At 60.6% G+C, this 25916-nt stretch carries 22 protein-coding genes and 4 pseudogenes; 19 read left to right on the forward strand and 7 right to left on the reverse strand.

Translation table 11 applies throughout. The features are described from left to right. Nucleotides 1–21 precede the first annotated feature (21 nt). Complete coding sequence (locus BJG93_RS34115; RefSeq protein ID WP_027196604.1) at nucleotides 22–216, reverse strand: YqaE/Pmp3 family membrane protein; 195 nt, start codon at nucleotides 214–216, stop codon at nucleotides 22–24. On the opposite strand from BJG93_RS34115, the gene BJG93_RS34120 reads away from it, so the two are divergent. The 4 genes and pseudogenes from BJG93_RS34120 (at nucleotide 127) to BJG93_RS34140 (ending at nucleotide 3170) form a co-directional block, all read left to right on the forward strand. Next, complete coding sequence (locus BJG93_RS34120) at nucleotides 127–438, forward strand: hypothetical protein (RefSeq protein WP_162162786.1); 312 nt, start codon at nucleotides 127–129, stop codon at nucleotides 436–438. The genes BJG93_RS34115 and BJG93_RS34120 overlap by 90 nt on opposite strands. A gap of 274 nt (nucleotides 439–712) precedes the next feature. After that, nucleotides 713–1264 (forward strand): ATP-dependent DNA ligase, encoded by a 552-nt coding sequence (locus tag BJG93_RS34125; RefSeq protein WP_063828921.1) that lies wholly within the window; start codon nucleotides 713–715, stop codon nucleotides 1262–1264. Nucleotides 1265–1360: 96 nt separating this feature from the next. After that, nucleotides 1361–2612: pseudogene (ligD, locus tag BJG93_RS36620) on the forward strand (DNA ligase D). Nucleotides 2613–2948: 336 nt separating this feature from the next. After that, on the forward strand, nucleotides 2949–3170 hold the full coding sequence (locus BJG93_RS34140) for a site-specific integrase (RefSeq protein WP_154671789.1): 222 nt from the start codon (nucleotides 2949–2951) through the stop codon (nucleotides 3168–3170). 333 nt (nucleotides 3171–3503) lie between these two features. On the opposite strand, the gene BJG93_RS34145 is transcribed toward BJG93_RS34140, so the two are convergent. Then, nucleotides 3504–4397: a LysR family transcriptional regulator gene (locus BJG93_RS34145; RefSeq protein WP_027196601.1), complete on the reverse strand. Its 894-nt coding sequence runs from the start codon at nucleotides 4395–4397 to the stop codon at nucleotides 3504–3506. A 101-nt stretch (nucleotides 4398–4498) separates the two neighbouring features. Here BJG93_RS34145 and BJG93_RS34150 point away from each other — a divergent pair, with 101 nt between their 5' ends. The 5 genes from BJG93_RS34150 to maiA all read left to right on the forward strand — a co-directional run bounded on the left by BJG93_RS34150 (nucleotide 4499) and on the right by maiA (nucleotide 8841). Next, nucleotides 4499–4912 carry a (R)-mandelonitrile lyase gene (locus BJG93_RS34150; RefSeq protein WP_027196600.1) on the forward strand — a complete coding sequence of 138 codons (414 nt, stop codon included), beginning with the start codon at nucleotides 4499–4501 and terminating at the stop codon, nucleotides 4910–4912. Nucleotides 4913–4923: 11 nt separating this feature from the next. Then, nucleotides 4924–5907 carry an aldo/keto reductase gene (locus BJG93_RS34155; protein WP_027196599.1) on the forward strand — a complete coding sequence of 328 codons (984 nt, stop codon included), beginning with the start codon at nucleotides 4924–4926 and terminating at the stop codon, nucleotides 5905–5907. A gap of 15 nt (nucleotides 5908–5922) precedes the next feature. Beyond that, nucleotides 5923–7008: an NAD(P)-dependent alcohol dehydrogenase gene (locus BJG93_RS34160; RefSeq protein ID WP_027196598.1), complete on the forward strand. Its 1086-nt coding sequence runs from the start codon at nucleotides 5923–5925 to the stop codon at nucleotides 7006–7008. A gap of 21 nt (nucleotides 7009–7029) precedes the next feature. Continuing rightward, complete coding sequence (locus tag BJG93_RS34165; RefSeq protein ID WP_051374355.1) at nucleotides 7030–8121, forward strand: FAD/NAD(P)-binding protein; 1092 nt, start codon at nucleotides 7030–7032, stop codon at nucleotides 8119–8121. 69 nt (nucleotides 8122–8190) lie between these two features. Further along, nucleotides 8191–8841, forward strand: a complete 651-nt coding sequence (gene maiA, locus BJG93_RS34170) for a maleylacetoacetate isomerase (RefSeq protein WP_027196597.1) — start codon at nucleotides 8191–8193, stop codon at nucleotides 8839–8841. A 40-nt stretch (nucleotides 8842–8881) separates the two neighbouring features. Here maiA and BJG93_RS34175 read toward each other — a convergent pair whose 3' ends face one another. The 3 genes from BJG93_RS34175 to BJG93_RS34185 all read right to left on the reverse strand — a co-directional run bounded on the left by BJG93_RS34175 (nucleotide 8882) and on the right by BJG93_RS34185 (nucleotide 11941). Continuing rightward, nucleotides 8882–9493, reverse strand: a complete 612-nt coding sequence (locus BJG93_RS34175; RefSeq protein ID WP_027196596.1) for a TetR/AcrR family transcriptional regulator — start codon at nucleotides 9491–9493, stop codon at nucleotides 8882–8884. Between the two features lie 201 nt (nucleotides 9494–9694). After that, entirely contained in the window at nucleotides 9695–10573 is an 879-nt protein-coding gene (locus BJG93_RS34180) for a DMT family transporter (protein WP_154671795.1), read from the reverse strand. 180 nt (nucleotides 10574–10753) lie between these two features. Next, on the reverse strand, nucleotides 10754–11941 hold the full coding sequence (locus tag BJG93_RS34185) for a CaiB/BaiF CoA transferase family protein (RefSeq protein WP_034478912.1): 1188 nt from the start codon (nucleotides 11939–11941) through the stop codon (nucleotides 10754–10756). 281 nt (nucleotides 11942–12222) lie between these two features. Between BJG93_RS34185 and BJG93_RS34190 the strand changes: the two are divergent. From BJG93_RS34190 to BJG93_RS34205, 4 genes and pseudogenes are all read left to right on the forward strand, one after another. Further along, a pseudogene (locus tag BJG93_RS34190) lies at nucleotides 12223–12686 on the forward strand (RBBP9/YdeN family alpha/beta hydrolase). Between the two features lie 401 nt (nucleotides 12687–13087). Then, entirely contained in the window at nucleotides 13088–13945 is an 858-nt protein-coding gene (locus BJG93_RS34195; protein WP_051374354.1) for a LysR family transcriptional regulator, read from the forward strand. Between the two features lie 127 nt (nucleotides 13946–14072). Beyond that, on the forward strand, nucleotides 14073–14348 hold the full coding sequence (locus BJG93_RS34200; protein ID WP_027196594.1) for a hypothetical protein: 276 nt from the start codon (nucleotides 14073–14075) through the stop codon (nucleotides 14346–14348). 377 nt (nucleotides 14349–14725) lie between these two features. After that, the gene (locus BJG93_RS34205) at nucleotides 14726–16612 is read left to right on the forward strand and encodes a tannase/feruloyl esterase family alpha/beta hydrolase (RefSeq protein ID WP_231337715.1); all 1887 of its coding nucleotides are present in this window, start codon (nucleotides 14726–14728) and stop codon (nucleotides 16610–16612) included. A 393-nt stretch (nucleotides 16613–17005) separates the two neighbouring features. On the opposite strand, the gene BJG93_RS34210 is transcribed toward BJG93_RS34205, so the two are convergent. After that, on the reverse strand, nucleotides 17006–17653 hold the full coding sequence (locus tag BJG93_RS34210) for a TetR/AcrR family transcriptional regulator (RefSeq protein ID WP_071336744.1): 648 nt from the start codon (nucleotides 17651–17653) through the stop codon (nucleotides 17006–17008). Nucleotides 17654–17896: 243 nt separating this feature from the next. Here BJG93_RS34210 and BJG93_RS34215 point away from each other — a divergent pair, with 243 nt between their 5' ends. The 6 genes and pseudogenes from BJG93_RS34215 to BJG93_RS34240 form a co-directional block, all read left to right on the forward strand. Beyond that, nucleotides 17897–19591, forward strand: coding sequence for an AMP-binding protein (locus BJG93_RS34215; protein ID WP_071336743.1), 1695 nt, complete (start codon nucleotides 17897–17899; stop codon nucleotides 19589–19591). A 29-nt stretch (nucleotides 19592–19620) separates the two neighbouring features. After that, nucleotides 19621–20304, forward strand: coding sequence for a nitroreductase (locus BJG93_RS34220; RefSeq protein ID WP_027193605.1), 684 nt, complete (start codon nucleotides 19621–19623; stop codon nucleotides 20302–20304). 110 nt (nucleotides 20305–20414) lie between these two features. After that, nucleotides 20415–21185 carry an SDR family NAD(P)-dependent oxidoreductase gene (locus tag BJG93_RS34225; protein WP_027196592.1) on the forward strand — a complete coding sequence of 257 codons (771 nt, stop codon included), beginning with the start codon at nucleotides 20415–20417 and terminating at the stop codon, nucleotides 21183–21185. Nucleotides 21186–21561: 376 nt separating this feature from the next. Next, nucleotides 21562–23040 (forward strand): MFS transporter, encoded by a 1479-nt coding sequence (locus BJG93_RS34230; RefSeq protein ID WP_082194592.1) that lies wholly within the window; start codon nucleotides 21562–21564, stop codon nucleotides 23038–23040. 87 nt (nucleotides 23041–23127) lie between these two features. Then, a complete protein-coding gene (locus tag BJG93_RS34235; RefSeq protein ID WP_027196591.1) occupies nucleotides 23128–24315 on the forward strand; it encodes an acetyl-CoA C-acyltransferase in 1188 nt (395 codons plus the stop codon). A gap of 854 nt (nucleotides 24316–25169) precedes the next feature. Further along, nucleotides 25170–25779, forward strand: a pseudogene (locus BJG93_RS34240) (IS21 family transposase); the annotation flags it as partial. Here BJG93_RS34240 and BJG93_RS34245 read toward each other — a convergent pair. Continuing rightward, nucleotides 25736–25846: pseudogene (locus BJG93_RS34245) on the reverse strand (IS5/IS1182 family transposase); the annotation flags it as partial. The pseudogenes BJG93_RS34240 and BJG93_RS34245 sit on opposite strands and share 44 nt — an antisense overlap. Between the last annotated feature and the right edge of the window lie 70 nt (nucleotides 25847–25916).

Consider the following 25916-nt stretch of genomic DNA (forward strand, 5'->3'; position numbering starts at 1 on the left):
TGAGCGCGTTGACTGGTTAATTCATCCGCGAGTCGCGAGAGCGCGCTCGATGTTCCTGTCAGTCTTGTACTGGCTCAATGCATAGACCGACCAGATCGCGGCCGGAATCCAGCCGATCAGCGTAAATTGCAGCAGCAGGCAGATGATTCCTGCAAAGGGACGTCCGATCGTGAAAAACTGAAGCCATGGGAAAACGACGGCAAGCAACAAACGCATAATGGTCCTTTGTGGTTGAGAGTCGTCAAGAAAGGCGCCAGCGACTGGCTGGCGATTGGGGCGGGTTTTCGCCGCAATCTGCTGATGAAAAGTTCGCGCGTCTACTCAGGGCATCGCGCCTTCGTCATCGCGCATGCAACGGAAATAACGGGGGTCATGTTTCTCAACACGTTCCAGTTTCCCTGTGGCCGCAAGCACGGCCTGGCCTGCAATGGCACCTGATGCATTATCCGGTCGTACTCGTTGACGATCGCTATCAAGTCGTCGCTCAATACGGCGGGGACGGTCCATTGCTCCCGGTCCTTGCCTCCTTCGAGCAGATGTACGACCTGCCGGCCTGTTTCGCGGATCATGTCCAACGGCAAGGCGCCGCGCCCTTCGGCCGTCAGAGTGGCTCAGAGACGCGCCACCGCGCGAGGCGGGCGTTTGACATGGGGCGCTGGAGCCGCGCGCCCTCCGCACGTGTTCGGCCATCGTCGACCCAGGGGGGAGCGGGATGCCGTCCCTGATCGAGCCTCAACTGGCGACGCTCGCAGACCGTCCGCCAAAGGGCGGCGACTGGTCCTACGAAATCAAGTTCGACGGCTATCGGGTGATGACCCGCATTGCGCGGGGGGCAACGCAGATCTTTACGCGTAATGGCCACGACTGGACATCGCGCATGCCGCGGCTGGCCGAGTCGTGCAACGAACTGCAAGTCGACGATGCGTGGTTCGACGGCGAAGCCGTCGTGCTTGATTCCATCGGGCGCCCCGCCTTCAACGCGTTGCAAAACGCGTTTGACCGGCGCAGCACCACTGAAACCTTCATGTTCGTGTTCGACATCCTCTGGCTGAACGGGGCCGACCTTCGCGAGCAGCCGTTGCGATCGCGAAGGGCGCTTCTGCGTGAATTGTTGGAAGGAGCGACGTCCCACGCGATCCGCTTTTCGGAAGACTTTCCGCAGGACCCTGTGTCTCTTGTCGCCTCCGCATGCAAGATGAAGCTCGAGGGCATCATCGGCAAACGCGCGGACGCGCCTTGTCGTCCAGGCCGCTCGACGGACTAGATCAAACTAAAGTGCCACGCCAAACAGGAGTTCGTGGTCGGGGGCTTCACCCGTACGAAATGGGCGCGCGCGGGCGTGCATTCGCTGCTACTGGGCGTGCATGAAAAGGACGGCTCGTTGCGCTACGCGGGCAGAGTAAGACCTTACTTTTCCTCCCGCGCTGCGTCTGCGTTTCTTGCGCGAGCAGAACCCCTGCGCTGCGAACAGACCGCTTTCTACAATCCACCACAGCCAGACAAGGAACGGGATCATCTTTGGCTTAGGCCGTCGATCGTCGCTGAGTGCTCCTTTCTCGAATGGACGCCGGGCGGGGAAGTGCGTCACCCCGTCTTTCATGCGGTCCGTGATGACAAGGCGGCGTCATCCGTTACTGAAGAACCTATGGTTGCCGTGGAGTTTGACGACCCGGTGGACGCAGACGCAGGCTCTACACGGGAAGTGTCCGGCCCGAGGGGCGCGGTGAAAATCGTGGGCATCCGGATTACCAACGCGCAGCGCGTGCTGGACGAGGTCACCGGTCACACCAAGAAGGAGCTGGCGGAGTACTACGCAGCGATCTCCGAGTGGGCCTTGCCGCATCTGCATATCCGTCCGCTCGCCCTTGTGCGCGCGCCCGACGGAATCAATGGCGAACTGTTTTTCCAGAAGCACAGCGAGAAAGCCCGTATCCTTGGCGTGATCGAACTACCCCCCGAATTACATCCGCGGCACCCTCCGTTACTGGTCGCCGGCAGCGAAGCGGCGCTGATCGGTTTGTCACAACTGAGTGTCATTGAGATCCACACCTGGTGCCGTCGCGCCAGATCTGGATCACCCCGACCGCATCATCTTCGATCTAGATCCGGACCCGGCGCTGCCGTGGACAGCGATGCTTGAAGCGGCCGAACTGCTGAAGGTCGTGCTTGACGAAATCGGCCTGCGCTCTTTTCCAAAGACGAGCGGGAGGAAAGGCTTTCACGTCGTTGTGCCGGTGACTCGCCGTCAGGGCTGGAGCGAGACGAAAGCTTTCGCTCACGCGGTGGCGCGGCACATGGCGCGGGTCGTCCCGCAGCGTTTTTCCGCAGTCCTCGGCCGTAAGAATCGCGTCGGCAAGATATTCATCGACTACCTTCGCAACAGTCGTGGAGCAAGCACTGTTGCGGCGTTCTCGGTCCGCGCCAGGCCAGGGATGGCCGTATCGATGCCTGTCTCTTGGGACGAACTGAAAGAGGTGAGCCGCGGCGACGAATGGACGATGAAAAAAGCGATTGCGCGCCAGCGGTCGCTCAGAGTGGACCCGTGGCTAGGCTACTGGCAGACGCGACAAGGCATCACTGCCGCCATGCGACGCGCCGTCGGGATGCATTGAATGCGCTGCTAAGTTGGGTGCGGCGGCAAACCTGCGAGCCGCAAAGATCGATGTCTTTTAGTTAGGCCGTTCGCCGATTCACCGAGGCATCGCCAGGGTTCCTCGGACGGGTCATTACACCGGAATCGATCTCAGCCGAGGCCGACGCCGCCTGTCAGCCGCCCCGCGGCCGTGCGCTGGCAGCGATCTCTTATACGATGCGACTTGCCGTTGCCGGACGGATTACCCTTTTCCGATGACACCGGGAAAGACGGGCGTTTATCATGGAAAGGAGCGCCCGACGTTTCTCTCTCGTAACAGGCTCGATTTTGAGCGTATTCCGAGAACGGAGAAACGATGAAAACCAAACGCGCACGCGTACTGTCCCCTTCCCAATCCAAGCATCTTCTACGCGTCACAGGGGCTACCAGTCGGCATCCCGAGCGCGACACGCTGATTTTTCTGCTCGGTCTTACCTGCGGTATGCGCATAAGCGAAATTGCCCGCCTCGAAGTAGTTGACGTGCTTTCGCCGTCAGGCAGGCTGCGTGAGGAAGTCAGCCTGCCCGGTTCACTCTAAAATTCAAGAAAATGGACAGGCCGCCTGTGCCGAGTTGGGCTGCCCTCAAGAAACGGATTTTTTCGTATTCTAAGCGCCCGAACCACGCGTTGTGAACGTCTTTGTGCGACCCACTCCGGCCCGACGACTTTCTCAAAACCGGTCGCTCGGCCACACTCAGAATTCGCGAAATGGGGTGCCCCTAAGCGGTCGTTGGCGATCTCTACCCAAACGGCCAGAAGCCGTCATTCACCCGCATTAACCATCGCCGATCCGGCTGGCAGATCAGGTCTTACAAGCGGTCGCTCATGGTCGAACTTTTGCGCCGCGCCGTTCGTCCGTGCCTGTCAACGCCTACCCTCGTTGGCGCAGCGCATTCGCAACGACCTCGAACGCAGGGGTCGGCTGTCGTCGGCTCGGATAGTAGAGGTGGAACCCCGCGAAAGGCTGGCACCAATCAATCAGCACGCGCGTCAATTCGCCACTCTTGATATGAGATAAAACGCGCTCTTCGGGCACGAAGGCGAGGCCCGCGCCGGCGAGCGCCGCTTTTGTCGCCATCGTCGCGGAATTGAAGATCAGTTGCCCTTCGACGCGCACTTTAAGCGCGCGTCCGCCCTTCTCGAACTCCCACGCATAAAGGCTGCCGGCCGTCGGCATCCGGATATTGATGCAGTTGTGCGCCGTCAGGTCCTGCGGCGTTTTCGGCTTTGGGTGCTTCGTAAAATAGCTGGGCGTACCAACAACTGCCATCCGCATATCAGGAGCGATGCGCACGGCGACCATATCCTTTGCGATCGATTCGCCAAGCCGAACACCTGCGTCGAGTCGCTGCTCGACAATGTCCGTTAGCCCGTTATCGATGACGATTTCGATGGTGATATCGGGGTAGTCCGGGAGTAGCCGTTCGATCGCCGGCCACAGCAGCAGCTCGGCCGGATGCTCTCCGGCGGCTATACGAACTGTGCCGGACGGCTTGTCGCGCATGGCCATCATCGCCGCCAACTCCGCCTCCACTTCTTCAAGCCGTGGCCCGACTGCCTGAATTAACCGTTCGCCGGCCTCTGTCGGCGAGACGTTGCGCGTTGTCCGCGCCAACAGTCGTAGTCCGAGCCGTTCCTCCAGATTGCGGATGGTCTGACTCAGCGCCGATTGAGAGACGCCGAGCTTTGCCGCGCCCTTCGTAAAGCTGCCCTCGCGGGCGACAGCCAGGAAGGCAGTGATATCGGAAAGATCGGAGCGCGCCATTTATAAGCCTGTCTTCTAACTTCATGCGGATTTTAGCTCTTAATCGCATGAAGCCACGCTGCTACATTGAATGTCAAGGCAATTACCGTATGGAGCTCCCTATGAAGATCACTAAATGCGGCTCGCAGCCCTCTGCAAAAGGCCCGGCTGAATACTTCACCGGAACAGTCAGGATCGACGCGCCGTTCACAGGCGAGGAGCCGGCCCGGATCGGTGGAGCAACAGTGACGTTTGAACCGGGCGCGCGCACGGCATGGCATACGCACCCCCTCGGTCAGACGCTGATCGTAACGGCCGGCCTCGGCTGGGTGCAGCGCGACGACGGTCCGATTGAGACCATCCGGCCGGGAGACATTGTCTGGATCGCCCCCGGTGAAAAGCACTGGCACGGCGCAACGGCGACCACGGCCATGACACATATCGCCATCGCTGAGTCACAGGACGGAAGCCCGGTCGCGTGGATGGAAAATGTGACGGACGAGCAGTACGAGGCCGGCACGGTCACAAACAAGTAAGGAGTCGAATGATGGAAAAGCGTGTTCTCGGAAAAAACGGTCTGGAAGTCTCGGCGATCGGCCTGGGCTGCATGGGCTTGAGCTACGCCTACGGCCCGGCCGCGGAAAAAGCGGACGCCATCAAGCTAATCCGCACTGCATTTGAGCAAGGCGTGACGTTCTTCGATACGGCGGAAGCCTATGCGCAGGGAGCGAATGAAGAACTGCTGGGCGAGGCCCTGGAGCCGTTCCGCGATCAGGTCGTGATTGCCACCAAGTTCGGTTTTGAAGGCGGGGATGTCCAGAAGGGCGTGAACAGCAAACCTGACAATATCCGCGCGGTGACGGATGCCGCTCTTAAACGGCTGCGCACCGATCGGATCGATCTTCTGTATCAGCACCGGGTCGATCCCGACGTGCCGGTGGAAGACGTTGCAGGCGCGGTCAAGGAGCTGATCCAGCAGGGCAAGGTCAAACATTTCGGGATGTCCGAAGCGGGGGTCCAATCGATCCGCCGCGCTCACGCCGTGCAGCCCGTCGCGGCGCTGCAAAGCGAATATTCGCTGTGGTGGCGGGAGCCGGAAAAGGAAATCCTGCCGCTGCTCGAAGAGCTCGGCATCGGCTTTGTACCGTTCAGCCCGCTCGGCAAGGGCTTCCTGACCGGCTCGATCGACGCGAACACCAGCTTCGATAAATCCGATTTCCGCAATGTCGTGCCGCGGTTTTCGGAAGAAAACCGTAAAGCCAATCAGGGCCTGGTCGATGTGCTGAAGCAGATTGCGGCCGGACTGAACGCAACGCCCGCGCAGGTTGCTCTTGCGTGGCTGCTTGCTCAGAAGCCCTGGATCGCCCCGATCCCCGGCACGACAAAGCTGCATCGCCTGCAAGAAAACGTAGGCGCCGCGGATCTGGAACTGACGGGCAATAACCTGCGCGACATCGACACTGCGCTTTCGGCTATCGCTGTGCAAGGCGACCGTTATCCGGCCCACCTGCAGGCGCGCGTTGGCAAATAAACAAGGAACACCACCATGAAAGCATTCGGTTTCGCCGCACAATCCGCTGAATCTCAACTCGCGCCCTTCAGCTTCGAGCGGCGCGCGCCCCGGCCGGAGGACGTCTCGATCGATATCCTGTTCTGCGGCATCTGCCATTCCGATATTCACTCCGCCCGCAACGAATGGGGCGGGACGCGCTATCCGTATGTGCCGGGCCATGAGATCATCGGCCGCGTGTCGGCCGTCGGCGACAAGGTTACGAAATACAAGGCGGGCGACCTGGTCGGCGTTGGCTGCCTGGTCGATAGCTGCCGCCATTGCGCGTCCTGTTATGACGGGCTCGAACAGTATTGCGAGAACGGTTTTACGGCGACCTATAACAGCGAAGACAGGATCGGCGGCACCCCGCATAAATTCACCTTGGGCGGCTACGCCGACAAGGTCGTGGTCGATGAGCGGTTCGTGCTGCGCATTCCGGACAATCTGGACCCTGCCGCGGCGGCTCCGCTGCTCTGCGCCGGCGTGACCACCTATTCGCCGCTGAAGCACTGGAAAGTGGGAGCCGGGCAGAAGGTCGGCATTATCGGCCTCGGCGGCCTCGGCCATATGGGCGTGAAGTTCGCGCATGCAATGGGTGCGCACGTCGTGATGATTACGACGTCGCCGGCGAAAGGCCAGGATGCAAAGAAGCTCGGCGCGGATGACGTTCTGATTTCCAAAGACGCGGACGCGATGGCGAAGGCTGCCGGCACGTTCGACTTCCTGCTCAACACCATCCCGGTCGGTCACGACACCGATCCCTACATGAACCTGCTGAAGCGTGACGGCACGATGGTCATCGTCGGCGCTGTCGAGACCCTGACCCATGCAAGCGGCGTCCCGTTCATCTTCAAGCGCCGCTCGATGGCGGGTTCGCTGATCGGCGGTTTGCCCGAAACCCAGGAAATGCTCGCTTTCTGCGGCGAGCACAATATCGTCTGCGACATCGAAACAATCGCCATGAATGACGTCAACACGGCCTATGACCGTACGGTTGCCGGCGACGTGAAATATCGTTTTGTGATTGATATGGCGACGCTCAGCGAAGCGGCGGGGGCTGCGATAGCGGCTTCGAGGTAAGCGGCACGATTCGGCTCGGAAATGAGATGCTCGCGCAAGAGCCTGCCGTTCTCCGGGCGTTCGGTGAATCAGAAGAGCGTGGGCGGGCGCGATGTCGCGCGTTTCTTCACGATCGAAGCGATCGAGGCACTGCGCATTCAGGCGCGGGCGATGCGCGGCAGCCCGCAAATCGACTTCGTCAACGAAGCGCTCCCGCTCGTTAAGGCGGACATGGCCTATGCGCGGCGGCTCGCGCTCGACGGCGTCGCCTCGCTAGACACGGGATGGGTGCCCGACGCGGCGGAACTTGCCGTGATCGACGCGATCCTCGATCCGCTTGCGGGCCGCTCGTTCACGAGCATGGCGGAGTTTGAGGTGTATTTCCGTGAGTTCCTGCTCGACGACCTGTGCGAGATCGACAAGGGTAATGTCCATGGGCCGGTCAAGGCCGCTACCGATGTGCTGCGCGACCTCCGCGATCATTTTCGCTTCGCCGCCGAGTACGCCGGCTTCACGCCTGAATCGCATGCTGTGTTCGTTGGCGAATTCGTACCGACGCTGAACCGGATCGTATTCGGGCCTCCGCGACACCGCAACGACGAGCTGCTTGCGCTGCTAGACGCGGGCATCGTCGAGCTTGCGGGCGGTCCGGTCGCGCACACCGGGGTGGACGAGGCGCGCGCGCAATTCGTCATCGAGACTACTTTCGCCGGTCGTGTCGAGCGGCGTCACGCCGATGTGCTAGCCCTGTCGCGCATCGACGTCTACAGCCCGCTCAACGATGCAGCGCCGCTGACAGCCGACATGATTCAGCGAGGTGTGATCCGGCCGCACATGAACGGCGACTACCACCCTGGTGGCATCGACATCGACACGAACAATAACGTGCTGAGCGCAGACGGCCGTGTGCAGTCGAACTTGTGGGCGATCGGCTATCTGGTCGAGGGGCCGCACTATTACACGCAGGAGCTTCCGCGCCCGGGGCGGCTGTCGCGGCTCACGCTCGATGCGCAGCAGTGCGTCGAGGCGCTGTTCGCAAGCCTGGCCGCCACCGCGCGGGGCGGCCAGATAGGCGGTGACGTGGGCGGTGAAGCGGCACTCGAGGATCGGCAACTGATCGGCGCGGCCGGCTGAGGCTTCGAATTGCGCCCGCGCGGCGTCGTTGCGGGCGCATCTATCTGTTCTGACACTAGGAGATGGCAAGTGCAACTTTATTCCTTTCATCGCTCCACGGCATCGTTTCGGGTACGCATTGCACTGAACCTGAAAGGCATTCCGTTTGAGACGATTTCAGTAAATCTGACCAGCGTGCCCGGCGAGCACGAGACCGACGTCTATCGGCAACTCAATCCGCAAGGACTTCTCCCCACGCTGGTCGACGGCAAGGTCGCTGTGCACCAATCGATCGCGATCTGCGAGTACCTCGAACACGTGCAACCGGAGCCCGCGCTGCTGCCGGGACATCCGGCCGACCGAGCGCGCGTGCGCGGGCTGGCCGCCGCGCTCGCCTCGGACATCCATCCGCTGCATTCTATTCGTGTCAGTCGACACCTGGCTCGCGCGTTCGGCGCGAGTGACACGCAGCGTGGCGCGTGGGTGCGTCACTGGATCGAGGAAGGACTGTCTGGCATTGAGCGATTGCTCGCGAATTCGACGCAAACGGGCTTGTTCTGCCACGGCGACGCGGTGACGCTCGCCGATGCTTTCCTGGTGCCGCAGGTGATTGCGGCGCAGGCGTACGACGTCGACACGGCGCGCTTTACGACCGTGGCCGCGATCACGGCGCGCTGCCTCACGCTGCCGGCGTTCGAGGCCGCGCTGCCGGCACGGCAACCCGATGCGGTGCCGGCATAGCGGCCCATCACGCGCAAATGTGCCGAGGCTCTTTTCGCCGCTATGCGGCCCGCCGGGCCTCGGCCTTCGTGGGCCGAGCGATCGCGCGGCCGGAGCCGGGCGACGGTTCGGGCAGCAAGCGCGAGAAAATTTCCCGTGCCGAATCGGCGCTGTCGGCGCGTCGCGAAACCTGGGCAGAGACGATCGCCCCATCCACGAGCATCATCATTTGACGCGCGAGCGCATTGGCTTGCTCGGGCACGGAGTCCATCAACACCGATTCGAAATACGCTTGCATGCTGGCCTTATGCTCCGCGGCTGCGCGCGCAATGTCGCCGCTGTCGATGCCGTATTCAGAAACCGCGTTGACGAACATGCAGCCGCTAAAGCCACTGCATTTGATGCGCTGATCGAGCCACTCGAAAATCGCGCGGATCTGCGGGCGGCCGCGCTTGGCACGCCCGACGAATTCCGTGAGCGAAGCGCGGGTGCGCTGGTCCCGCTCGCGTAGCACTGCGACCACCAAGTCGTCCTTCGAGCGGAAGTGGTTGTACATCGTCATCTTCGCGACGCCGGACTCCGCGATAATCCTGTCTATGCCGACCGCACGATAGCCATGTTCCTCGAAAAGGCGCAACGCGGTTTCGATGATGTCCTGCTTCTTCCTCAACATACGGATCCCCTGGCCGGCTCGAGTGGCCTTCGATAAACGCTCGCGCGGGACCGTCGCAGTCGGCGATCCAAGGCCGATGATACGGCTTGCGATTACATCAAAATATATACCGACCAGTACGTACATGTAAATAGCTTTGTCCGACTGCGGGCCCGTGCTCGTGGCGGCGCGTGCGAGGCGCCCCCTTGTCATGCCACGCCGTTACTTCGCGGCGGCCTGGCGCCGCGCGCGTGCCCGCAAATAGGCATTGTTCAGAATCAGCGCGGCGCCCGACATGCAGGCGCCTGCGATCTGCACATTGGTCGGGATCACGCCCTCCAGCGACGACACGATGAAGGTCGTGATCGGCACAACGTCCATGAAAAGCACGCCGTTGAGCGGCGTGAGGATCTTGTTGCCAAGGTTCCAGCACAGGATCCCGCCGAAGCCAGCGACAAGCCCCATGTAGAGCAAGTGTGGGCCGATAGCGCTCAGCGCGGACAGGTGGGGCACAGGGATCGCGTGGGCCGCGAACAGCAAAAGGTTGACTACCACGATTGTGCTGAGGCCGAGCCAGGTCGTCACCGTGGTGTACTTGAAGGCCGACCAGGTTGGGAAATACATTGCGCTAAACGTGTAGACCACCCAGCACGCCGCGCCGAGCACGATCAGCGCGTTGGCCGCGTAGTTCTGCGGTTCGTTCAGCAGGCCGAAGATGTCGCCCTTTGTGACGACGAGCGCTACTCCGCAGAACGACATCACGATGAAGAGGAACGAAAAGAGTGGCGGGCGGATCCTGCGCACCGCGGAGTTTAGCAGCAGGCCGATCATCGGCTGGGTGGCCATCATGATCGACGCAGTCAGCGCGCCGTCGCGGCCGGCGAGTTGCTGCCCGAGGAACACGAAAAAGCCGAAGCCGGCGAAGCCGATCGAGCCAAGGAACCAGGCAAAGCCGACCCGCTCACCCTTCAGACGCAGTGTACCGAAGCCCTCGCGCGCCACCAGCAGGATCAGGAAGGCGGTGCCGGCTATCAGGTAGCGCAGCGATGTGAACGTGAACGGATCGATGTGCAGTAAGGCGTCCGTCATCACCGGAAACATGATGCCGAAGGAGAGTGTGGCGGCGAGGCAGAACAGCACGCCACTCGTGTAAGAACCCCAGGCAGAGGCCTGGGACGGGGTGGCGGCGACGGCTGGCGACGGGTTGGTGGTGGACACGGCGAACTCCTGGCGCAATTGGAAAGGTTGGCTGGCCGCAGCCAGCCGGTTAGAGCGGGATGCTTACTCGGAATGGGCAGTGGCCTCGGCACGCTCGAGCCCGTAGCGCGCGAAGATTTCATCGGTATGCTGGCCGAGCGACGGCGGGTCGAGCACCGGACGCGACGAAGCGACGTCACGCCGCGGCATGCCCGGCACCGCGACGCGGCGCCCGCTTTGCGGCGGGTACTCGACTTCGAGCAAGGTGCCCCGTTCGGCGAGATGCGAGTGCGCGAGGATCTCGGGCACGCTGTTGACGGGCGCGACAGGCAGGCCAAGCAGGAGCATCGCGTCGAGCCAGTGTTCGACCGGCCGCGAGACCAGAATCGCTTCGAGCTCGACGTAGAGCGCGTCGCGGTTCCTATTGCGCAGCGCCTGGGTGGCGTAGCGCGCATCCTGTTCGAGAAGGGCGAATTCAGCGATGGAGCAGAGCTGTCGCCACCGCTTGTCGTTCGCGAGCGATACCACGATGTCGCGCGTCGCAGTGCGGAACGACGTGTACGGCGCGATTGTTTCGTGCGCGTTGCCGTAGCGCTTGGGCTCCTGGCCCGACATCTGGTGCGCGACGATCGGCTGGCCGAGCATCGTGATCAGCATGTCGAGCATGCTGATGTCGATCGCGCGGTTAGCGTGCGTCGTGCCGCGCGCACGGCCCAGTAGAGCGGCTACCACGGCGAACGCCGCGCCGAAACCGCCCCACAGGTCCGCGATGGGTACGGCCGCCTTTACCGGTCGTCCGTTGGGCTCGCCGTTCAGCGACATCACGCCGCTGATGGCCTGGATGATGAGGTCCATAGCGCCTTGCTGGGCGAGCGGGCCGTGCTGCCCATAGCCGGAGATTGAGCAGTAGATCAGCTCCGGATTGCGTGCCTTCAGCACCGGCTCGTCCACGCCAAAGCGCCGCGTTGTGCCGGGGCGGAAATTCTCGACCACCACGTCGGCATGTGCGGCCAACTCGACTAACTGGCGCTGACCCGCCTCTGTGTGCAGGTCGATCTCCACGCTGCGCTTGTTGCGGTTGAAGCCGATGAACGCGGCACCGCAGGTCTCGGCGAACGGTGCTCCCCAATGACGCGCCTCGTCGCCCGCGCCGGGCAACTCCACCTTGATCACGTCGGCGCCGAGGTCCCCGAGCACCATCGTGCAGAAGGGGCCGGACAAGGCGCGCGTCAGGTCCAGTACGACGATTCCATCCAGTGCTCCACGTTCCATCTCGCTTCCTCTCGGGTCTGAAGGCCGGCAGTCGCCTGCGGCGCGAACGGCCGTTTTCACGGCCGGCGAGCAACGATCCAAACTAGACAAATTCATCGTAAAATAAACGTACAGTTCTGTCTATAATTGAATGCGAAAATGGCGAATTTCGTCAGTGATGTGGCCGGTATTTTCGGAGCACGGGAGGGAGCATGACGATCGCAGTACTCACCGTGCCCGGCCTCTATGGCTCGGGCACAGAACATTGGCAGACGCGATGAGAGAGGAAGTTTGACGGCGTGATGCGCGCGGAACAGGACGAGTGGCGAACGCCGCGCGCGCACGACTGGATCGCGCGGCTCGATCGCGAGGTCGGGCGCTACGGCCCCGAACTGGTGCTGGTCGGCCACAGCCTGGCTTGCTGTCTGATTGCGATGTGGGCGGCCGCGACGGCTCACACCGTGCGCGGCGCGTTGCTCGTTGATCCGACGGATACTGAGGCCGAGACGTTTCCGGTAGGGCCGCGCGGTTTCACGCCAATGCCGGCGCAGCGGCTGCCGTTCGCGTCGATCGTGTGATGAGCGCCGACGATCGGTTCGTCTCGGTCGAGCGCGGCAGCCGATTCGCGAGGGCATGGGGCAGCGAGCTGGTGTTGTTGCCCGAAGGCGGCCATTTGGGCGCCGACAACGGCTTGGGCGACTGGCCGGCCGGGCTTGCCCGGTTGCGACGCCTGCTCGGGCGCGGCGCGCCGGGGCTCAGTGCATGACGGCGCCGCGTTCGCGGTGGTCACCATCCTTGTCATGGGTCGCAGCGGTCACAACGGTCGCATCCGATATCGATCGGCAGTCGGAGGAGGACATGGATTCATCGTTGCTCTGCGACGGCCGGCTGTCTCCGCGGCTCCCAAACGTGATTGCGACCAACAGCATCAGTTTCGTTGCGACCCAGCCCGACGTGACCATTTGAACGTTGCGCGGCTGCCGCGCTGGCTGGACTCGTCGCGACACGCGAGGCGCGTGTCGGGTTGAGCCGATAGAGGAACGACGCAACCGCGCCCCGCGGGTGGTGCGAACGATCGGACAGTTAGGAAAGGCGGCGAGAGCTTTGATATGCGGCACGCGGGCTGCGGTGCGCAGGAAGAAGACAACGACCACTCGAAGATAAAGCATGGATCTGATCGAGCTTGAAATTTTCTGCGCCGTCGCTGAGGGCCGCAGCATCACGCGCGCGGCGGCGCAGCTCAATCGCGTCCAGTCGAACGTTACGACGCGGATCAAACACCTCGAGCATGATCTCGGCGTCCCGTTGTTCTTCCGCGGCGGGCGCGGCATGACGCTGACGCCGGCGGGCGAGCGACTGCTCGGCTACGCGCATAAGATCTTGGCGCCGGCACGCGAGGCACGCCATGCGCTGGGAGCGAGGGTGCCGAGCGGCGTGCTGCGCATCGGCACGGTAGAGAGCGTCGCGGAACTTTGGCTGCCGTGTGTCATCGGCACCTATCACCAGCGTTGGTCCGACGTCCAGATCGAGGTCTCGACTAATACAAGTCGCGCGCTCGTCGATCAGGTACGCGGGGGCGCAATCGAATGTGCATTCGTGGCGCAGGTTGAGGGTGGGGCGCACGTTCAAGCCGAACTGGCAGCCGACTCGTTGATCGGGGAGTCCGGCCTGCATGCGACCAAGATCGGCGGCGATGAACTGCTGGCTGTGCTGCCCGCGTCGAGCGGTATGAGCGCGGCCCGGCGCTACACGATCGCGACTACCGCCGAGGGCAACGCCTATCGCGCGCTCGCCCATAACTGGCTCGCCGACAACGGCGTCGATATCGACCCGCAGCAGGAGGCAATTGAGCTGTCCTCGTACCCCGCCTTGCTGATGTCAGCGATGGTAGGCGATGTCATCGCGCTGTTCCCGAGATCAGTCCTCGAACCGCTAGAGTTGCCGCGCGGCAGCAGCACGGTGCGGTTCGCCGTCGAGCATCTACCTCGTCAGCAGCGCTGGCTTTACGAGCAGTGCGTTCGATGAACTGGTGCGCCTGCTGCCGGCGGCCGGCCGTTGTGACAAATCGCCTGCGCCGTGAGCAGGCCAGCGAGCAGGCGGTCGCTCGCTGGTTTGCGCGGGTGAGGATTTTCATGTCAATCAGGAGGGCGCAATGAACATGGTGGATGAAGCCGCGCACGACGTCGGCGAGCTACAGGCGGACATCAATTATCTGGAGCCAGGCGTCGATCGTCCGGTATCCTACATGTTCGACCCACCGCGCGGCGCGGCGCGGCCGACGCTCGCGCTGACGTCGCGGCGCATGCCGATTCTTGATGCGAGACCGCTCGGGGCGGCAGGCACGCTCGGGCTCGACACGAGGTACATCTCGAACCTCCGATTGGCCACGGTCTCTCCCGGCAAAAGGCCGGGTCTAGCCGATCAATGAAAGTTCGAACCCTCGTTGCTCGTTTCCTGGGTGGCGCCCCATTACGCCGAAAAACAACTGGCGCCTTTACGCCGAAAACGCCGTGGCTCCGTTACGCCGGAAATCCGTGGCGCCATTACGCCGAAAGCGAATCGGCGCCTATATACCGGAAATTCACAGCGCCCGTCGGTGACAGGCCTGCAGTGAGGCGGGCACCTGCGTAGCTCCCGCTTGGTATTAACACTGACGCGGTTCGGGTTGACAGCGTTCCTGACGACACCTATCGTTAACTGAAACTGCGATTCGCTTAAGATCGCATTTCTGCCGCGGCTAGCGCATGCGGCACTTCGCCTGCTGCCCCACTGTATCGAAAGTATTAAAACGACACGGAGACACAAATGAATGTCAGGATTTCGGCGATAGCCAGCGTAGCTGTCTCTCTGATGACGGTAGGGTGCGGCGACGGGGGTGTACAGACTGCGTCGCCGCAGCAGCCGACGTTAGCGGAAATGTGCACCACCTCGACCATGCAGAAAGCAATGCCGACGGGCGTCACGGTCAAGGACATCCCAAATTTGTGGACGAGCCTGCCGGCAGTATTCCGCGCGACCAAAGGAGGGGTCAACCTGCTAGCTGAGAATGCCTTGGGCGATGGTGCACCCGCCTATTGTCTGGTTACCGGGAGCTTCGTTACCAATTCCGTAACCGGCAAGACCGCAAATTTTGCAGCAGGATTTCCTGCTGCAGATAAGTGGAACGGCAAGTACCTCCAGATTGGATGCGGTGGCAACTGCGGAAACGTTGGTGAGTCGGGAGCTCCCAATCCAGCTCATCTCCGCGCTGGTTTTGCGGTCTGGCAAACCGACGACGGTCATGTAGACGGTTCCATTGCTGCAACGGGAACATCCCTCGAGTCCGACAGTAGTTGGGCCGTAAGTTCTCCAGGTGTGCAAAATACCGATGCCGTACAGGATTATCTGCATCGCGCGGTGCATACAATGGCGGTACTTGGCCAGCATGCAACGGCGTCTGCATACAACGTTCAGACCGTGAAGCGTTCATATTTTATGGGCTGTTCGGACGGTGGTCGCGAAGCGATGGTTGAAGCAACGAAGTATCCACTGGACTTTGACGGAATCGTAGCGGGCGCACCGTATAACCCCCGCAAAAATCATCCTAACTTCATGACGCGCGCACTTGTTCAGCTTCGCGGCACGAGTGCTCAACTATCAGGCGCGCAAATGAAGCTTGTTGCCTCCGCTATGACGACTGCCTGCGATGCAGCTGACGGTGTCACAGATGGGCTGATACAAAATCCAAACGCGTGCAACTTCAATCCCCGCAAAGACATCCCGATGTGTGCAGCAGGCGCTGCCGGAAGCGATTCGTGCTTGAGCTCGGATCAGATCGATAGTGTGGCCGCGATCGTCTCGGCTGCCCGCGACCAGACCGGCTCCATTCTTGCCGCGGGTTGGTCGCCGGGTACATTAGCGGACGCAGCCGACACCGCCGCCTTCCCGTCACAGCCGGCTGCGGGTCCCGACCCGTTCGGTCCTCAACCCTACCTCACGATGTTCAACGACTGGGCGTTTTCGAACTACACGCTCAAGAACATCGTTTTCAACGGTGACCCGAAATATGATGGAAGAACGACGCTCGGACAGACGTTTGGGCTTTCGGATCCTGCGGACCCTTCGACATTCCATGTCACGTTCCCCTCGCAGACTACGGGCGCGATCCAGAACGCGTTCCTCAATGGCACGTGGGATGATCCGGCGGCTCTTGCACCGTTCATTCAAAAAGGTGGAAAACTGTTCATGTATCACGGTCTCACCGATCCCTATCTGAATGCGAACAACACGGTCACGTACTATGAGAATCTTGCGTCCGCGGAAGGGGGATTTGCGGCGCTGAAGAAAAACGTGCGACTCTTCCTGGCCCCGGGCATGGATCATTGTCAGGGCGGAGCTGGTCCCAACGCTTTCGTAAGCCAGTATCAACAGTTCTCTCCAACAATTCCATTTGACCCGCAGCACGATGCACTTGCTTCGCTGGACAATTGGGTAGGAACCGGCCAGGCACCCGACAGCATTATCGCGACGAAGTATACCGACGACGACTCAACAAAACCTGTGTCGCGCACCATGCCGCTTTGTCCCTTCCCCGCACAAGCACATTACTCAGGTTCTGGATCACCGGCAGACGCTGCAAACTGGAGTTGTGCGGACGGGGACAACTCGATGCTCCGCCTGGGGACCGCAGGCACGTTAGCCGGGATGCAGTAACCATTGACTTGTAGTGGGGCAGTAGCTCACAAGCAAACTGCCTCACTCTTGTATTCAGTCAAAAATAAGCGTCTTGCCCGTCTTGCAGTTAATCACATCATCGTCGAAACCAGACCTGATGCGGCGTCTGCCAAGGGCTGAGCTTTCAGGAAAAGCCGTTGGGACCGGGGACCGTTGGCTTTTTTGGGGGGCAACAAAGTAAGCCCGGACTCGGGGCTCGTCAAACGCAGATTCTGTTCAAGCGGCAAGAGTCTCGCACCATGGCCGACTAATCCGCAGTAATCACCTCGAGCGACCGGCCGCGGTGAATGCCGGCAAACTGCACTTCCCGCTTGAGCCTCTCCAGTTTGTGGCCCATCGCCTAGCAAGCCGGTTCGTCGCCGAGCTTAGGATTCAATAGGCGGGAGGAGAGAACGGTCGCGAGTCGCCCGACACCCCTCGCAGACAGAAAGCGATAATCGCCGTGGCGTGGGCAGCTTGCTCCGGCGCAGGGTCTGCCGGGTTAATCGTAAGTGGCGCCACCAGGCCCTCAAACAGGCATCCCACGATGCAATCCGCCGAGGCGGCGGCATCCTGAACGGGGAATTCGTTCCCCGCGATTCCTTGCTCGATGATCGTCTTGAAGACTCGCGACAGCGCGCGGTGATAAACAAGGCGAGCTGCCTCCACGTCAGGCTCGACCGGCTCGGCAACGAGAGCATGTGCCAGGCGATGCCCGCGCAATGCTCTGCTTGCAAAAGTCCATGCCGCCGCACCAAGCCGATCGCGAGCAGTTCCATCACGCATCGCAATTCCGGCGACGACATCTACTTCTCGCTGCGCGGTCGTCTTTACAACCTCGACCATGAGTTCTGTTCTGGACGGGAAATATCGATAGAGCGTTCCAATCGCAAGCCCGGCGGCGTCTGCGATCGACGACATCTGCGCTTCGCGAAATCCCGATTGCGCGACCAGCGCACGCGCAGCCTTGAGGATCAGCGGATATTTGTCTGCGCCGCGGCGACGGATGCGAACGCGCGGTACGTTAAGTAGATCTTCCATTTCAGCTCACCGTCGGTGCGGATGTCCTATGAGGTCAGAAGGGGCTGCTGAGAGCGTCCTCTTGAAAGTCATTATGACATGGCAGTTTGCGACAAACCTCCAGACGCGCCGGAAGTGCGTGCTAATACCTAGGTTTCCGAGCTTGACAGCGAGGCGGTGCCGCACTATTGTTAAGCGAATCACAATTCTACTTAAACAAGATGATTGAGCCGCCCTCGGTCCTAAAAAATTCAGGAGACAGATATGGATATCAAAACGACTCTTTTGGACCCGCGCCTGCGGATAACCGAACTGGTGAGTCAATACTCCGATCCTTCTGCAAGTGTGGCCTGGCTTCTGTGCGACAGGCACAATCCGCAAAGCGTGGCGTACGAGGTCGTTGATGCGACGCTCGAGGCTAAACGCTTGACCTATGGTGAACTGAAGCGTCAGTCCGAGGCATTTGCCGCCGGTCTTGCATCGCTTGGGATTGGAAAAGGCGATAGGGTTGCTACGCTGGCCGGCAAAAGTCAGGAATTCCTGATCGCGCTGATGGCGATCTGGAGGCTAGGCGCGGTGCATGTGCCGCTCTTCACGGCATTTGCACCGGCCGCGATAGCGCTGAGGCTAGCCGGCAGTCATGCGAAGGTCGTGATCTGCGATTCCGCTCAAGCTCCAAAGCTAGCCACGGGCGAAGATATGCCGGAAAACCCTTCGTGGCGTGTTGTAGTGATCGGGGGTGAGCAAGCGGCAAGCGCCGATCCGCTGGCCGTTACTTTCGAATCAGTCCTCAAGGGCGGTGCGCAGCAGCCGGTAAGCGCGGCTGCCTCACTGGGCGGGGATGCCCCCTTCATCCACATCTTCACCTCCGGTACCACGGGTCGGCCGAAGGCGGTGGTCGTTCCGATTCGAGCGCTCGCCGCATTCCATAGCTATGTCGAATTCGGTATCGGCGTACGCGATGACGATGTCTACTGGTGCGCTGCTGACCCCGGCTGGGGCTACGGCCTATACTTTGGCGTTATCGGATCCTTGTGCACCGGCGTTCACAGTATCTTGCTGAAAGCCAGTTTTGACCCGCTGACCACGTACCGCGTCCTGGTCGATCGCAAAGTGACAAACTTTGCTGCTGCGCCGACCGTTTATCGCTCCTTGTTGTGTTCGGAAATTGAGCCGCCTCCCGGCCTTGCACTCCGTTGCGCCTCAAGTGCGGGCGAACCGCTCACACCGGATGTGAATGAATGGGCAGTCGGCGCCCTTGGCCTTGAAGTGTTTGATCATTACGGTCAAACGGAAGCTGGCATGCTCATCAATAACCATCATGACCCACGTCTCGCGCGGCCTGTGAAAGTGGGCTCAATGGGTGTCGCGATGCCGGGATGGAAGGCGGTTGTGCTCGATCGCGACAATGACGTCGAGATCGGAGTCGGCGAGGTGGGCCGAGTCGCGTTCGAACTGGCGGAAAGCCCGCTGGCCTGGTTCAAGGGCTACCAGGACGATCCTGCCAAAAGCGCGGAGCGGTTTGCCGGCGACGGAAGATGGTATCTGAGCGGCGACCTGGGCCGCGTCGATGAAGACGGTTTCTTCTTCTTTTCCTCGCGAGAGGACGACGTAATCATCATGGCTGGCTACCGGATCGGCCCGTTTGAGGTCGAATCGGTGATCGCCGCGCACCCGGATGTCGCCGAATGCGCAGTGATTGCGGTACCGGATAAGGTGCGGGGCGAGGTTATCGAAGCGTATGTCGTACTGCGTCGGCCTGAAAAGGCGGGGCCCGAAATGGAACATGACATTCAGCAGTGGGTAAAGACCCGCTATGCGGCTCACGCTTACCCTCGCCAGGTCCACTTTTCCGCCGAGCTTCCCAAAACTCCGAGCGGGAAGATTCAACGGTTTGTGCTGCGGGAGCAGCGCAAAAAAGACGGTTCTATTGCCTCGATTGGTGCCGGGACGAATTAGTCTTGCCGCTATTAAAGAGTGACCAACCTATGAATGCAACGCCTTCCGTAAGCGCGATCGAAGCTATTGTCCAACGTCGGTCGGTAAGACGGTTTTTGGATACGCTTATTACCGCGGGCGTGATCGACGACATTCTCAACCTGGCTGCAAGAGCCCCTTCAGGTACGAACATTCAGCCTTGGCACGTTCATGTGGTAACCGGCAATGCCAGAAATCGGCTGTCCGCAGCCGTATTGGAGGCCGCTCGCGAAGGCAGGCGGTGTGACGAGTATGCCTACATGCCGGAAAAACTGCACGACGTCCATCTATCGCGACGACGCAAGGTCGGCTTCGACCTATACAGTCTTTACGGGATTGAACGCTCAGACCATGTTTCCCGCAAGGAGGCGATGCTTCGCAATTTCAAGTTCTTCGGTGCCCCCGTCGGCTTGTTCTTCACCATGGACAGATATCTCCTGGCGGGCTCCTGGCTTGACAGTGGCATGTTCATGCAGAACGTAATGATCGCGGCACAGTGCTACGGAATTGCGTCATGCCCGCAGCAAGCCTGGTGCGAATATGGTGGCGTCGTCCACGACATCCTGAACATCCCTGACAGCCACATTCTGCTGTCGGGCATGGCGCTCGGATATGAGGATACGTCGGCTGACGAAAATAGATTGAGGACGGAGCGAGCGCCTGCTCGAGAGTTCGCGATTTACCACAATGAATAACGGCGTGGTGCGAACCAGCCAACGGAACACGCCCTAATAGCGCCATCCCGTTCCGGCGGGAAAAGCGAGCTCCGCGCCGCTGACGCGACCCGCAGACAATAAGGATCCCTATGCGTATCGAAGGTAAGACGTTTCTGGTGACAGGCGGCGCCTCTGGACTTGGTGCCGCCACCGTCGAGGCACTTGTGGGTAAAGGTGCTGTGGTTGTAGTTGCAGACCGGAATTCGGACGCCGGCGCCGCTCTCAGACAACGTTACGGGTCTGCCATCGAGTTCATTCAGGCTGACGTGACGAGCGAAGACAGCATCGTGAAAGCCCTCGACCTGGCTGTCGGCCTTAGTGGGACATTTTCCGGTGTCGTTAGCTGCGCCGGGGTCGCGCCGGCGGAACGCATCTTCGGCCGAAACGGAATACATGGGCTGCAAAGCTTTCGCGCAGCCGTGGACGTCAATCTCGTCGGAACGTTTAACGTATTGAGGGTCGCGGCCGACAGGCTGATCAAGCGTGACCGTACCGGCGGCGAAGAGGAAAATGGCGTAATTATAAACACTGCATCCGTTGCCGCCTACGACGGCCAGATTGGGCAAGTTGCGTACGCCGCGTCAAAAGGCGGCGTCGTCGCGCTGACGTTGCCCGCGGCTCGGGAATTGGCAAGGCATTCAATCCGCGTAGTGACCATTGCCCCAGGGATCATGGAAACGCCGATGCTTCTCGCAATGCCGGACGAAGTCCGGGCATCGCTGGCCGCGACGGTGCCCTTTCCGAGCCGTCTTGGAAAGCCACAGGAGTTTGCGTCGCTCGTTTGTCATGTAATCGAGAATCCGTATCTAAACGGGGAGGTGATCCGACTAGACGGGGCGATCAGGATGGCTGCGAAATGAGTGATGGCAAGGTCAGGCTGGAGCGGAATGCACTTGCATCGAACGACCAATGCACCTCACGGCACGTACTGGAATTCAATGCGCACTGCCGAGGCTTGGCTCGCCCACGCCTCGACCACACAAGGGCGAGCCGGTCCGGCGGCGGTGACGATAGACCGCGCAGCGGCGCGCCAACTCGTTGGGGGAAGCATTCCGGGCCCAGTTGGCAATATCGCCGGTTCTCGACCGTTGCGAATCCAATGCGGATACCCGTCGACCGAACGGGAGTGGCGTCGGTAAGTGAGGGCCGTACCTACTGCGCTGCCTGATTACATGAGCCAGCTTATGTAGCTAACAGTTCCAGCCGCACATCTGCTATTGACTGAGGAGATACAAAATGCATCGTATAGACGTACGTAAGTTGGCCGACGAAGCTAGCTTCAACCGGTTCCACGCACTGGTTCTTTTCTGGGGAGTGCTCATCCTTGTTCTCGATGGCTACGACCTCGCAGTCGTGGGCGCGGCGCTACCGTCGATCATGAAGGATATGGGCGTTGAAGCTACGAAGGCTGGCTTCATGGTCAGTTCAGCACTATTTGGAATGATGTTCGGCGCAATCTTCTTTGGTACCTTGGCTGACAAGCTTGGACGTCCCTTAATGATCGCCGTCTGCGTTGCCCTATTCAGCGTCTTCACGGCGACTGCTGGATTGACACACGAGCCGCTCACCTTCAGCATCGCGCGCTTCGTCGCCGGGCTAGGTATTGGCGGAGTTCTACCTATCGTCACGGCCCAGATGGCAGAGTTTGCGCCCCGCAGGATTAGAGCTCGGCTGGTGACCTTGGTCTTCGCGGGCTATTCGGTAGGCGGTGTCCTGGTGGCATTAATTGGGAAACAACTGATTGCAGCGTATGGCTGGCAGTCGATGTTCTACGTTGCAGGTGCACCGGTGCTATTCATTCCGCTGCTTCTGAAGACGATGCCGGAGTCAATGCCTTTTCTGATAAAAAACCAGCGCTACGATGACCTCCGGAAGGTCGCTAAGAAACTGGTACCTGAGTACGATCTTCATGAGACATTTGCCGCACCGACCGATGACCGGGCGTCAGACGCCTCGGTGTCCATGTTGTTCAGCGATGGACGCGGCCTCAGCACGGTAATGATCTGGATCGCCTTTGTGACGGGTCTGTTCATGGTCTACTCACTAAGTTCGTGGTTGACGAAGTTGATGGCTATGGCGGGTCACAGTCTCGGCTCGGCGTTGACGTTTGTGCTGATCTTCAACGTAGGCGCGATGATCGGTGCGGTGCTCGGCGGTTGGCTCGGCGACAGACTCAATATCAAGTACGTACTTATCGGGTTCTACGCGACTGGGGCGCTTTCCTTGACGTTGATGGGCTATACAAAGTCAACGGAGCTGTTATATCTCGTCGTGTTCATCGTTGGGGCTTCGACGCTTGGCACGCAACTCCTGGCATATGCATATGCTGGTGAGTACTATCCGATGGCGGTCCGCTCGACTGGGGTCGGATTTGCATCGGGTCTGGGACGTTTGGGGGCAGTCTGTGCGCCAGTAGTGATCGGTACCCTGGTGGCGATGAAGTTGCCGCTCGAGCAGAACTTCATGGCCATTGCGTTGGCAGGTCTGATAGGAATGGTCGCCGTCTCGTTAATCAATCAACGTTCGTCGGCTGCCACGCACGTCTATAACGCAGTTGCGGGGGCTGAGCGAGCCGGCACTGTATCGGACGTATCAGAAAGACATGCCCCGGCCATCGGTAGTGGCGGTCAAGGTGGCTTCCAGGCAACTGCCCGGTTTGAGACTGACGTCCATGTTACTGGCAGGACGCCTTCCAGATCGAGGAAGGAATTTTGAAAGCTAACGCCGTGGTGCCGTTCCAGATGGCCCTATGTGCCCAGCTCAACGTCAATCCCGGAACACTGTAAGAGGCATGGAGGATCTATGACACAACACGACCCAATCGTTATTGTCGGGGCTGCCCGCACACCGATGGGCGCACTGCAAGGGGATCTTGCGTCGCTCACCGCTGCGGAGCTTGGGGCCGTCGCTATACGTTCGGCGATAATACGGTCGGGGGTAGCGCCCGAACATGTCGAGGAAGTAGTAATGGGCTGCGTCTTACCTGCTGGCTTGGGTCAGGCCCCTGCGCGTCAGGCATCGCGCGCCGCAGGAATCCCTGATTCGACGGGTTGCACAACAGTCAACAAAATGTGCGGCTCAGGCATGAAAGCCGCAATGTTCGCGCACGATCTGCTGTTGGCGGGGAGCAACCGAATAATGGTGGCCGGCGGTATGGAGAGCATGTCTAACGCTCCATACCTGCTGGACAAAGCACGCGCAGGTTACCGGATGGGCCATGGGAAGCTGATCGATCATATGTTTGTCGATGGATTGGAGGACGCATATGATCGCGGGCGCCTCATGGGGACGTTCGCGGAAGATACCGCACAGACGTATGGCATTACTCGAGAGGCGCAGGATGCTTTCGCTCTGACTTCGCTTAATCGAGCACTCGCCGCCACTGCCGACGGCACGTTCGCAGACGAGATCGCCGCCGTCTCCGTCAAGGGACGAAAGGGTGAAGCTTTGATTGCACTGGACCAGCAGCCCCGGATGGCGCAGCCCGAAAAGATTCCCACACTCAAGCCCGCCTTCAGAGATGGCGGAACCGTTACCGCCGCGAACTCTTCTTCCATTTCCGACGGAGCCGCTGCGCTCGTGATGATGCGTCGTTCAGAGGCGCAAATGCGTGATCTAAAGCCTGTCGCGACTATCGTTGCCCATAACACTTTCGCCCAGCTACCCTCGCTCTTTACCACCGCCCCTGTGGGCGCGATCAAGGGTTTGCTCGAGAAGGCCTGCTGGAGTGCTGCGGAGGTTGACCTATGGGAGATCAACGAGGCTTTTGCGGTGGTGGCGATGGTAGCCATGCGCGATCTGGGCCTGCCTCACCAGAAAGTGAACATCCACGGCGGGGCCTGTGCCCTGGGCCATCCAATTGGCGCCTCGGGAGCACGGATAATCGTTACTCTCCTCTCCGCGCTAAAAAAATACGGGAAGAGAAGGGGGGTTGCGTCGCTTTGCCTCGGAGGGGGTGAAGCCACAGCGATAGCTATTGAGCTGGCGTGAGTTGGATCCGTCGTCGCTGCACGCGTGAGTGTCCGCGCAAGCCCACCCATAGAATTGAATAGAGCTGCATGTGTCGGACGAACGGATCTTCGCGCTCTCAAACGTTTCGGGGCGCACCTGTCCCATACCGTCGTGCATCCCGACTCGTATCTACACGACTTCCCGCTCATTCAGTACCGCGCGACGTGAATCGTGGGACCGTATTCCGAGCTGTGCACAGCTGATCCGAGGTCGCATGGACTGTAAGCGCTCGGTCATCCCGTCTTGAGTTGGGCTGAATGTCTTGGGAGCATCGTATCCACTTAAAACAGGTGGATACGTGAACACTATCGAAGAAGCGCCGACTGGAAGGCGGCGGCGTCGCCGCTACAGCCCGGAGTTTAAAGCTCAGGTTGTTACGGCTTGTCAGGGCCCGGGAGTGTCGCGCGCGGCCATCGCCCTGCACCACAAGTCGATAGCGGTTAGCTGGCCGACATCAGAGGCAGCACAATGCGCCGCCTGGCTGCGTGAGTGGCTCGCGTGATCCGCATCTGGTGTCCATAGCGCCTGTATGCGCCACGCCTGCTGTTGCTCGGGATGCCAGCCCGGGAGTTCAAAGGCCGCCCATCCGGGTGTCGCAAATACCAACCTGTTTCGAGCCGGAGAGCGGTCTGCGCTCAATAGCGCGATGCGCACTGTGGCAAGCCATCTGATCGGCGCACTCCTGAATAGCGACGACGCCGGAGCCTTACCGACTCCGTATGTCGCGACATCGCCCCCCGGCGGTCGGTCAAATTCCGCCGGGTATGGTCACTTCAAATTCCCCACCTGACGACCGTCGATTGAGCTGACGGGAGAAGTGTTGCAGGACGTCTATCTTCGTCTCCTTCGAACAAGAAGGAGTTCAGAGAGTGAACGTCTTGAAGCCGCACCTGCAAAGCACCGTATTCACACTACTCGAGCGTAATAAGAGCCAGCGCCAGATCCAGCGGCTCGCGGGCATCGACCGCAAGACGATCCGTCGCTATCAGGCGATCTTCGAGTCCGAGAAGTCCGCTTCGGCAAACTCCTCCATGGTGACCACCGGCTCCGCAACGTTCGTCACGCAAACTCCTCCACCGCCGCGACCACCGGCTAGCGACGATTCCGGCAAGACCACAGGGTTCAATTTCGCCCGCTCGGCAAGCGAACCGCATCGCGAATGGATCGAGCAGCAACTCCGCCTGAGGCGCAACGCGCAGGCGATCTATCAGGATCTGGCCGATCAGTTCGCATTCACCGCGAGCTACGAGAGCGCCAAGCGTTTCGTGCGCGCCTTGCGCCACATTGATCCAGAGCAGTTCGACCGTCTCGCGTCGCCCCCGGCGAACAAGCTCGAGTGGACTATGGCGAAGGCGCACTGACCCCGATCCGAAAACCGGCCGCTACCGACGCCCGCGGTTGTTCGTGATGCCGCCCCGATTGCCCGAAGAGAAGACGAATCGAGAATCACGCGTGAGAGGTCGAGTTGGCCAGCTGCGCGTAGCTCGGCGAGCAGCAGTTCGTGCCCTCGACTCTCTGATAGATCCGCCTTTGTTACCTGCGTGGCTCGCACCCACCGACCTCGACCAGTTTGTCCGGGC

Source organism: Paraburkholderia sprentiae WSM5005 (assembly GCF_001865575.2).
Lineage (GTDB): Bacteria > Pseudomonadota > Gammaproteobacteria > Burkholderiales > Burkholderiaceae > Paraburkholderia > Paraburkholderia sprentiae.

Bases quoted from the DNA above. Each gene is read 5' to 3' on its own strand.
- BJG93_RS34115 (WP_027196604.1), bottom strand. From the start codon at position 216: ATGCGTTTGTTGCTTGCCGTCGTTTTCCCATGGCTTCAGTTTTTCACG.
- BJG93_RS34125 (WP_063828921.1), top strand. From the start codon at position 713: ATGCCGTCCCTGATCGAGCCTCAACTGGCGACGCTCGCAGACCGTCCG.
- BJG93_RS34140 (WP_154671789.1), top strand. From the start codon at position 2,949: ATGAAAACCAAACGCGCACGCGTACTGTCCCCTTCCCAATCCAAGCAT.
- BJG93_RS34145 (WP_027196601.1), bottom strand. From the start codon at position 4,397: ATGGCGCGCTCCGATCTTTCCGATATCACTGCCTTCCTGGCTGTCGCC.
- BJG93_RS34150 (WP_027196600.1), top strand. From the start codon at position 4,499: ATGAAGATCACTAAATGCGGCTCGCAGCCCTCTGCAAAAGGCCCGGCT.
- BJG93_RS34155 (WP_027196599.1), top strand. From the start codon at position 4,924: ATGGAAAAGCGTGTTCTCGGAAAAAACGGTCTGGAAGTCTCGGCGATC.
- BJG93_RS34160 (WP_027196598.1), top strand. From the start codon at position 5,923: ATGAAAGCATTCGGTTTCGCCGCACAATCCGCTGAATCTCAACTCGCG.
- BJG93_RS34165 (WP_051374355.1), top strand. From the start codon at position 7,030: ATGAGATGCTCGCGCAAGAGCCTGCCGTTCTCCGGGCGTTCGGTGAAT.
- BJG93_RS34175 (WP_027196596.1), bottom strand. From the start codon at position 9,493: ATGTTGAGGAAGAAGCAGGACATCATCGAAACCGCGTTGCGCCTTTTC.
- BJG93_RS34180 (WP_154671795.1), bottom strand. From the start codon at position 10,573: ATGTTTCCGGTGATGACGGACGCCTTACTGCACATCGATCCGTTCACG.
- BJG93_RS34185 (WP_034478912.1), bottom strand. From the start codon at position 11,941: ATGGAACGTGGAGCACTGGATGGAATCGTCGTACTGGACCTGACGCGC.
- BJG93_RS34195 (WP_051374354.1), top strand. From the start codon at position 13,088: ATGGATCTGATCGAGCTTGAAATTTTCTGCGCCGTCGCTGAGGGCCGC.
- BJG93_RS34200 (WP_027196594.1), top strand. From the start codon at position 14,073: ATGAACATGGTGGATGAAGCCGCGCACGACGTCGGCGAGCTACAGGCG.
- BJG93_RS34205 (WP_231337715.1), top strand. From the start codon at position 14,726: ATGAATGTCAGGATTTCGGCGATAGCCAGCGTAGCTGTCTCTCTGATG.
- BJG93_RS34210 (WP_071336744.1), bottom strand. From the start codon at position 17,653: ATGGAAGATCTACTTAACGTACCGCGCGTTCGCATCCGTCGCCGCGGC.
- BJG93_RS34215 (WP_071336743.1), top strand. From the start codon at position 17,897: ATGGATATCAAAACGACTCTTTTGGACCCGCGCCTGCGGATAACCGAA.
- BJG93_RS34220 (WP_027193605.1), top strand. From the start codon at position 19,621: ATGAATGCAACGCCTTCCGTAAGCGCGATCGAAGCTATTGTCCAACGT.
- BJG93_RS34225 (WP_027196592.1), top strand. From the start codon at position 20,415: ATGCGTATCGAAGGTAAGACGTTTCTGGTGACAGGCGGCGCCTCTGGA.
- BJG93_RS34230 (WP_082194592.1), top strand. From the start codon at position 21,562: ATGCATCGTATAGACGTACGTAAGTTGGCCGACGAAGCTAGCTTCAAC.
- BJG93_RS34235 (WP_027196591.1), top strand. From the start codon at position 23,128: ATGACACAACACGACCCAATCGTTATTGTCGGGGCTGCCCGCACACCG.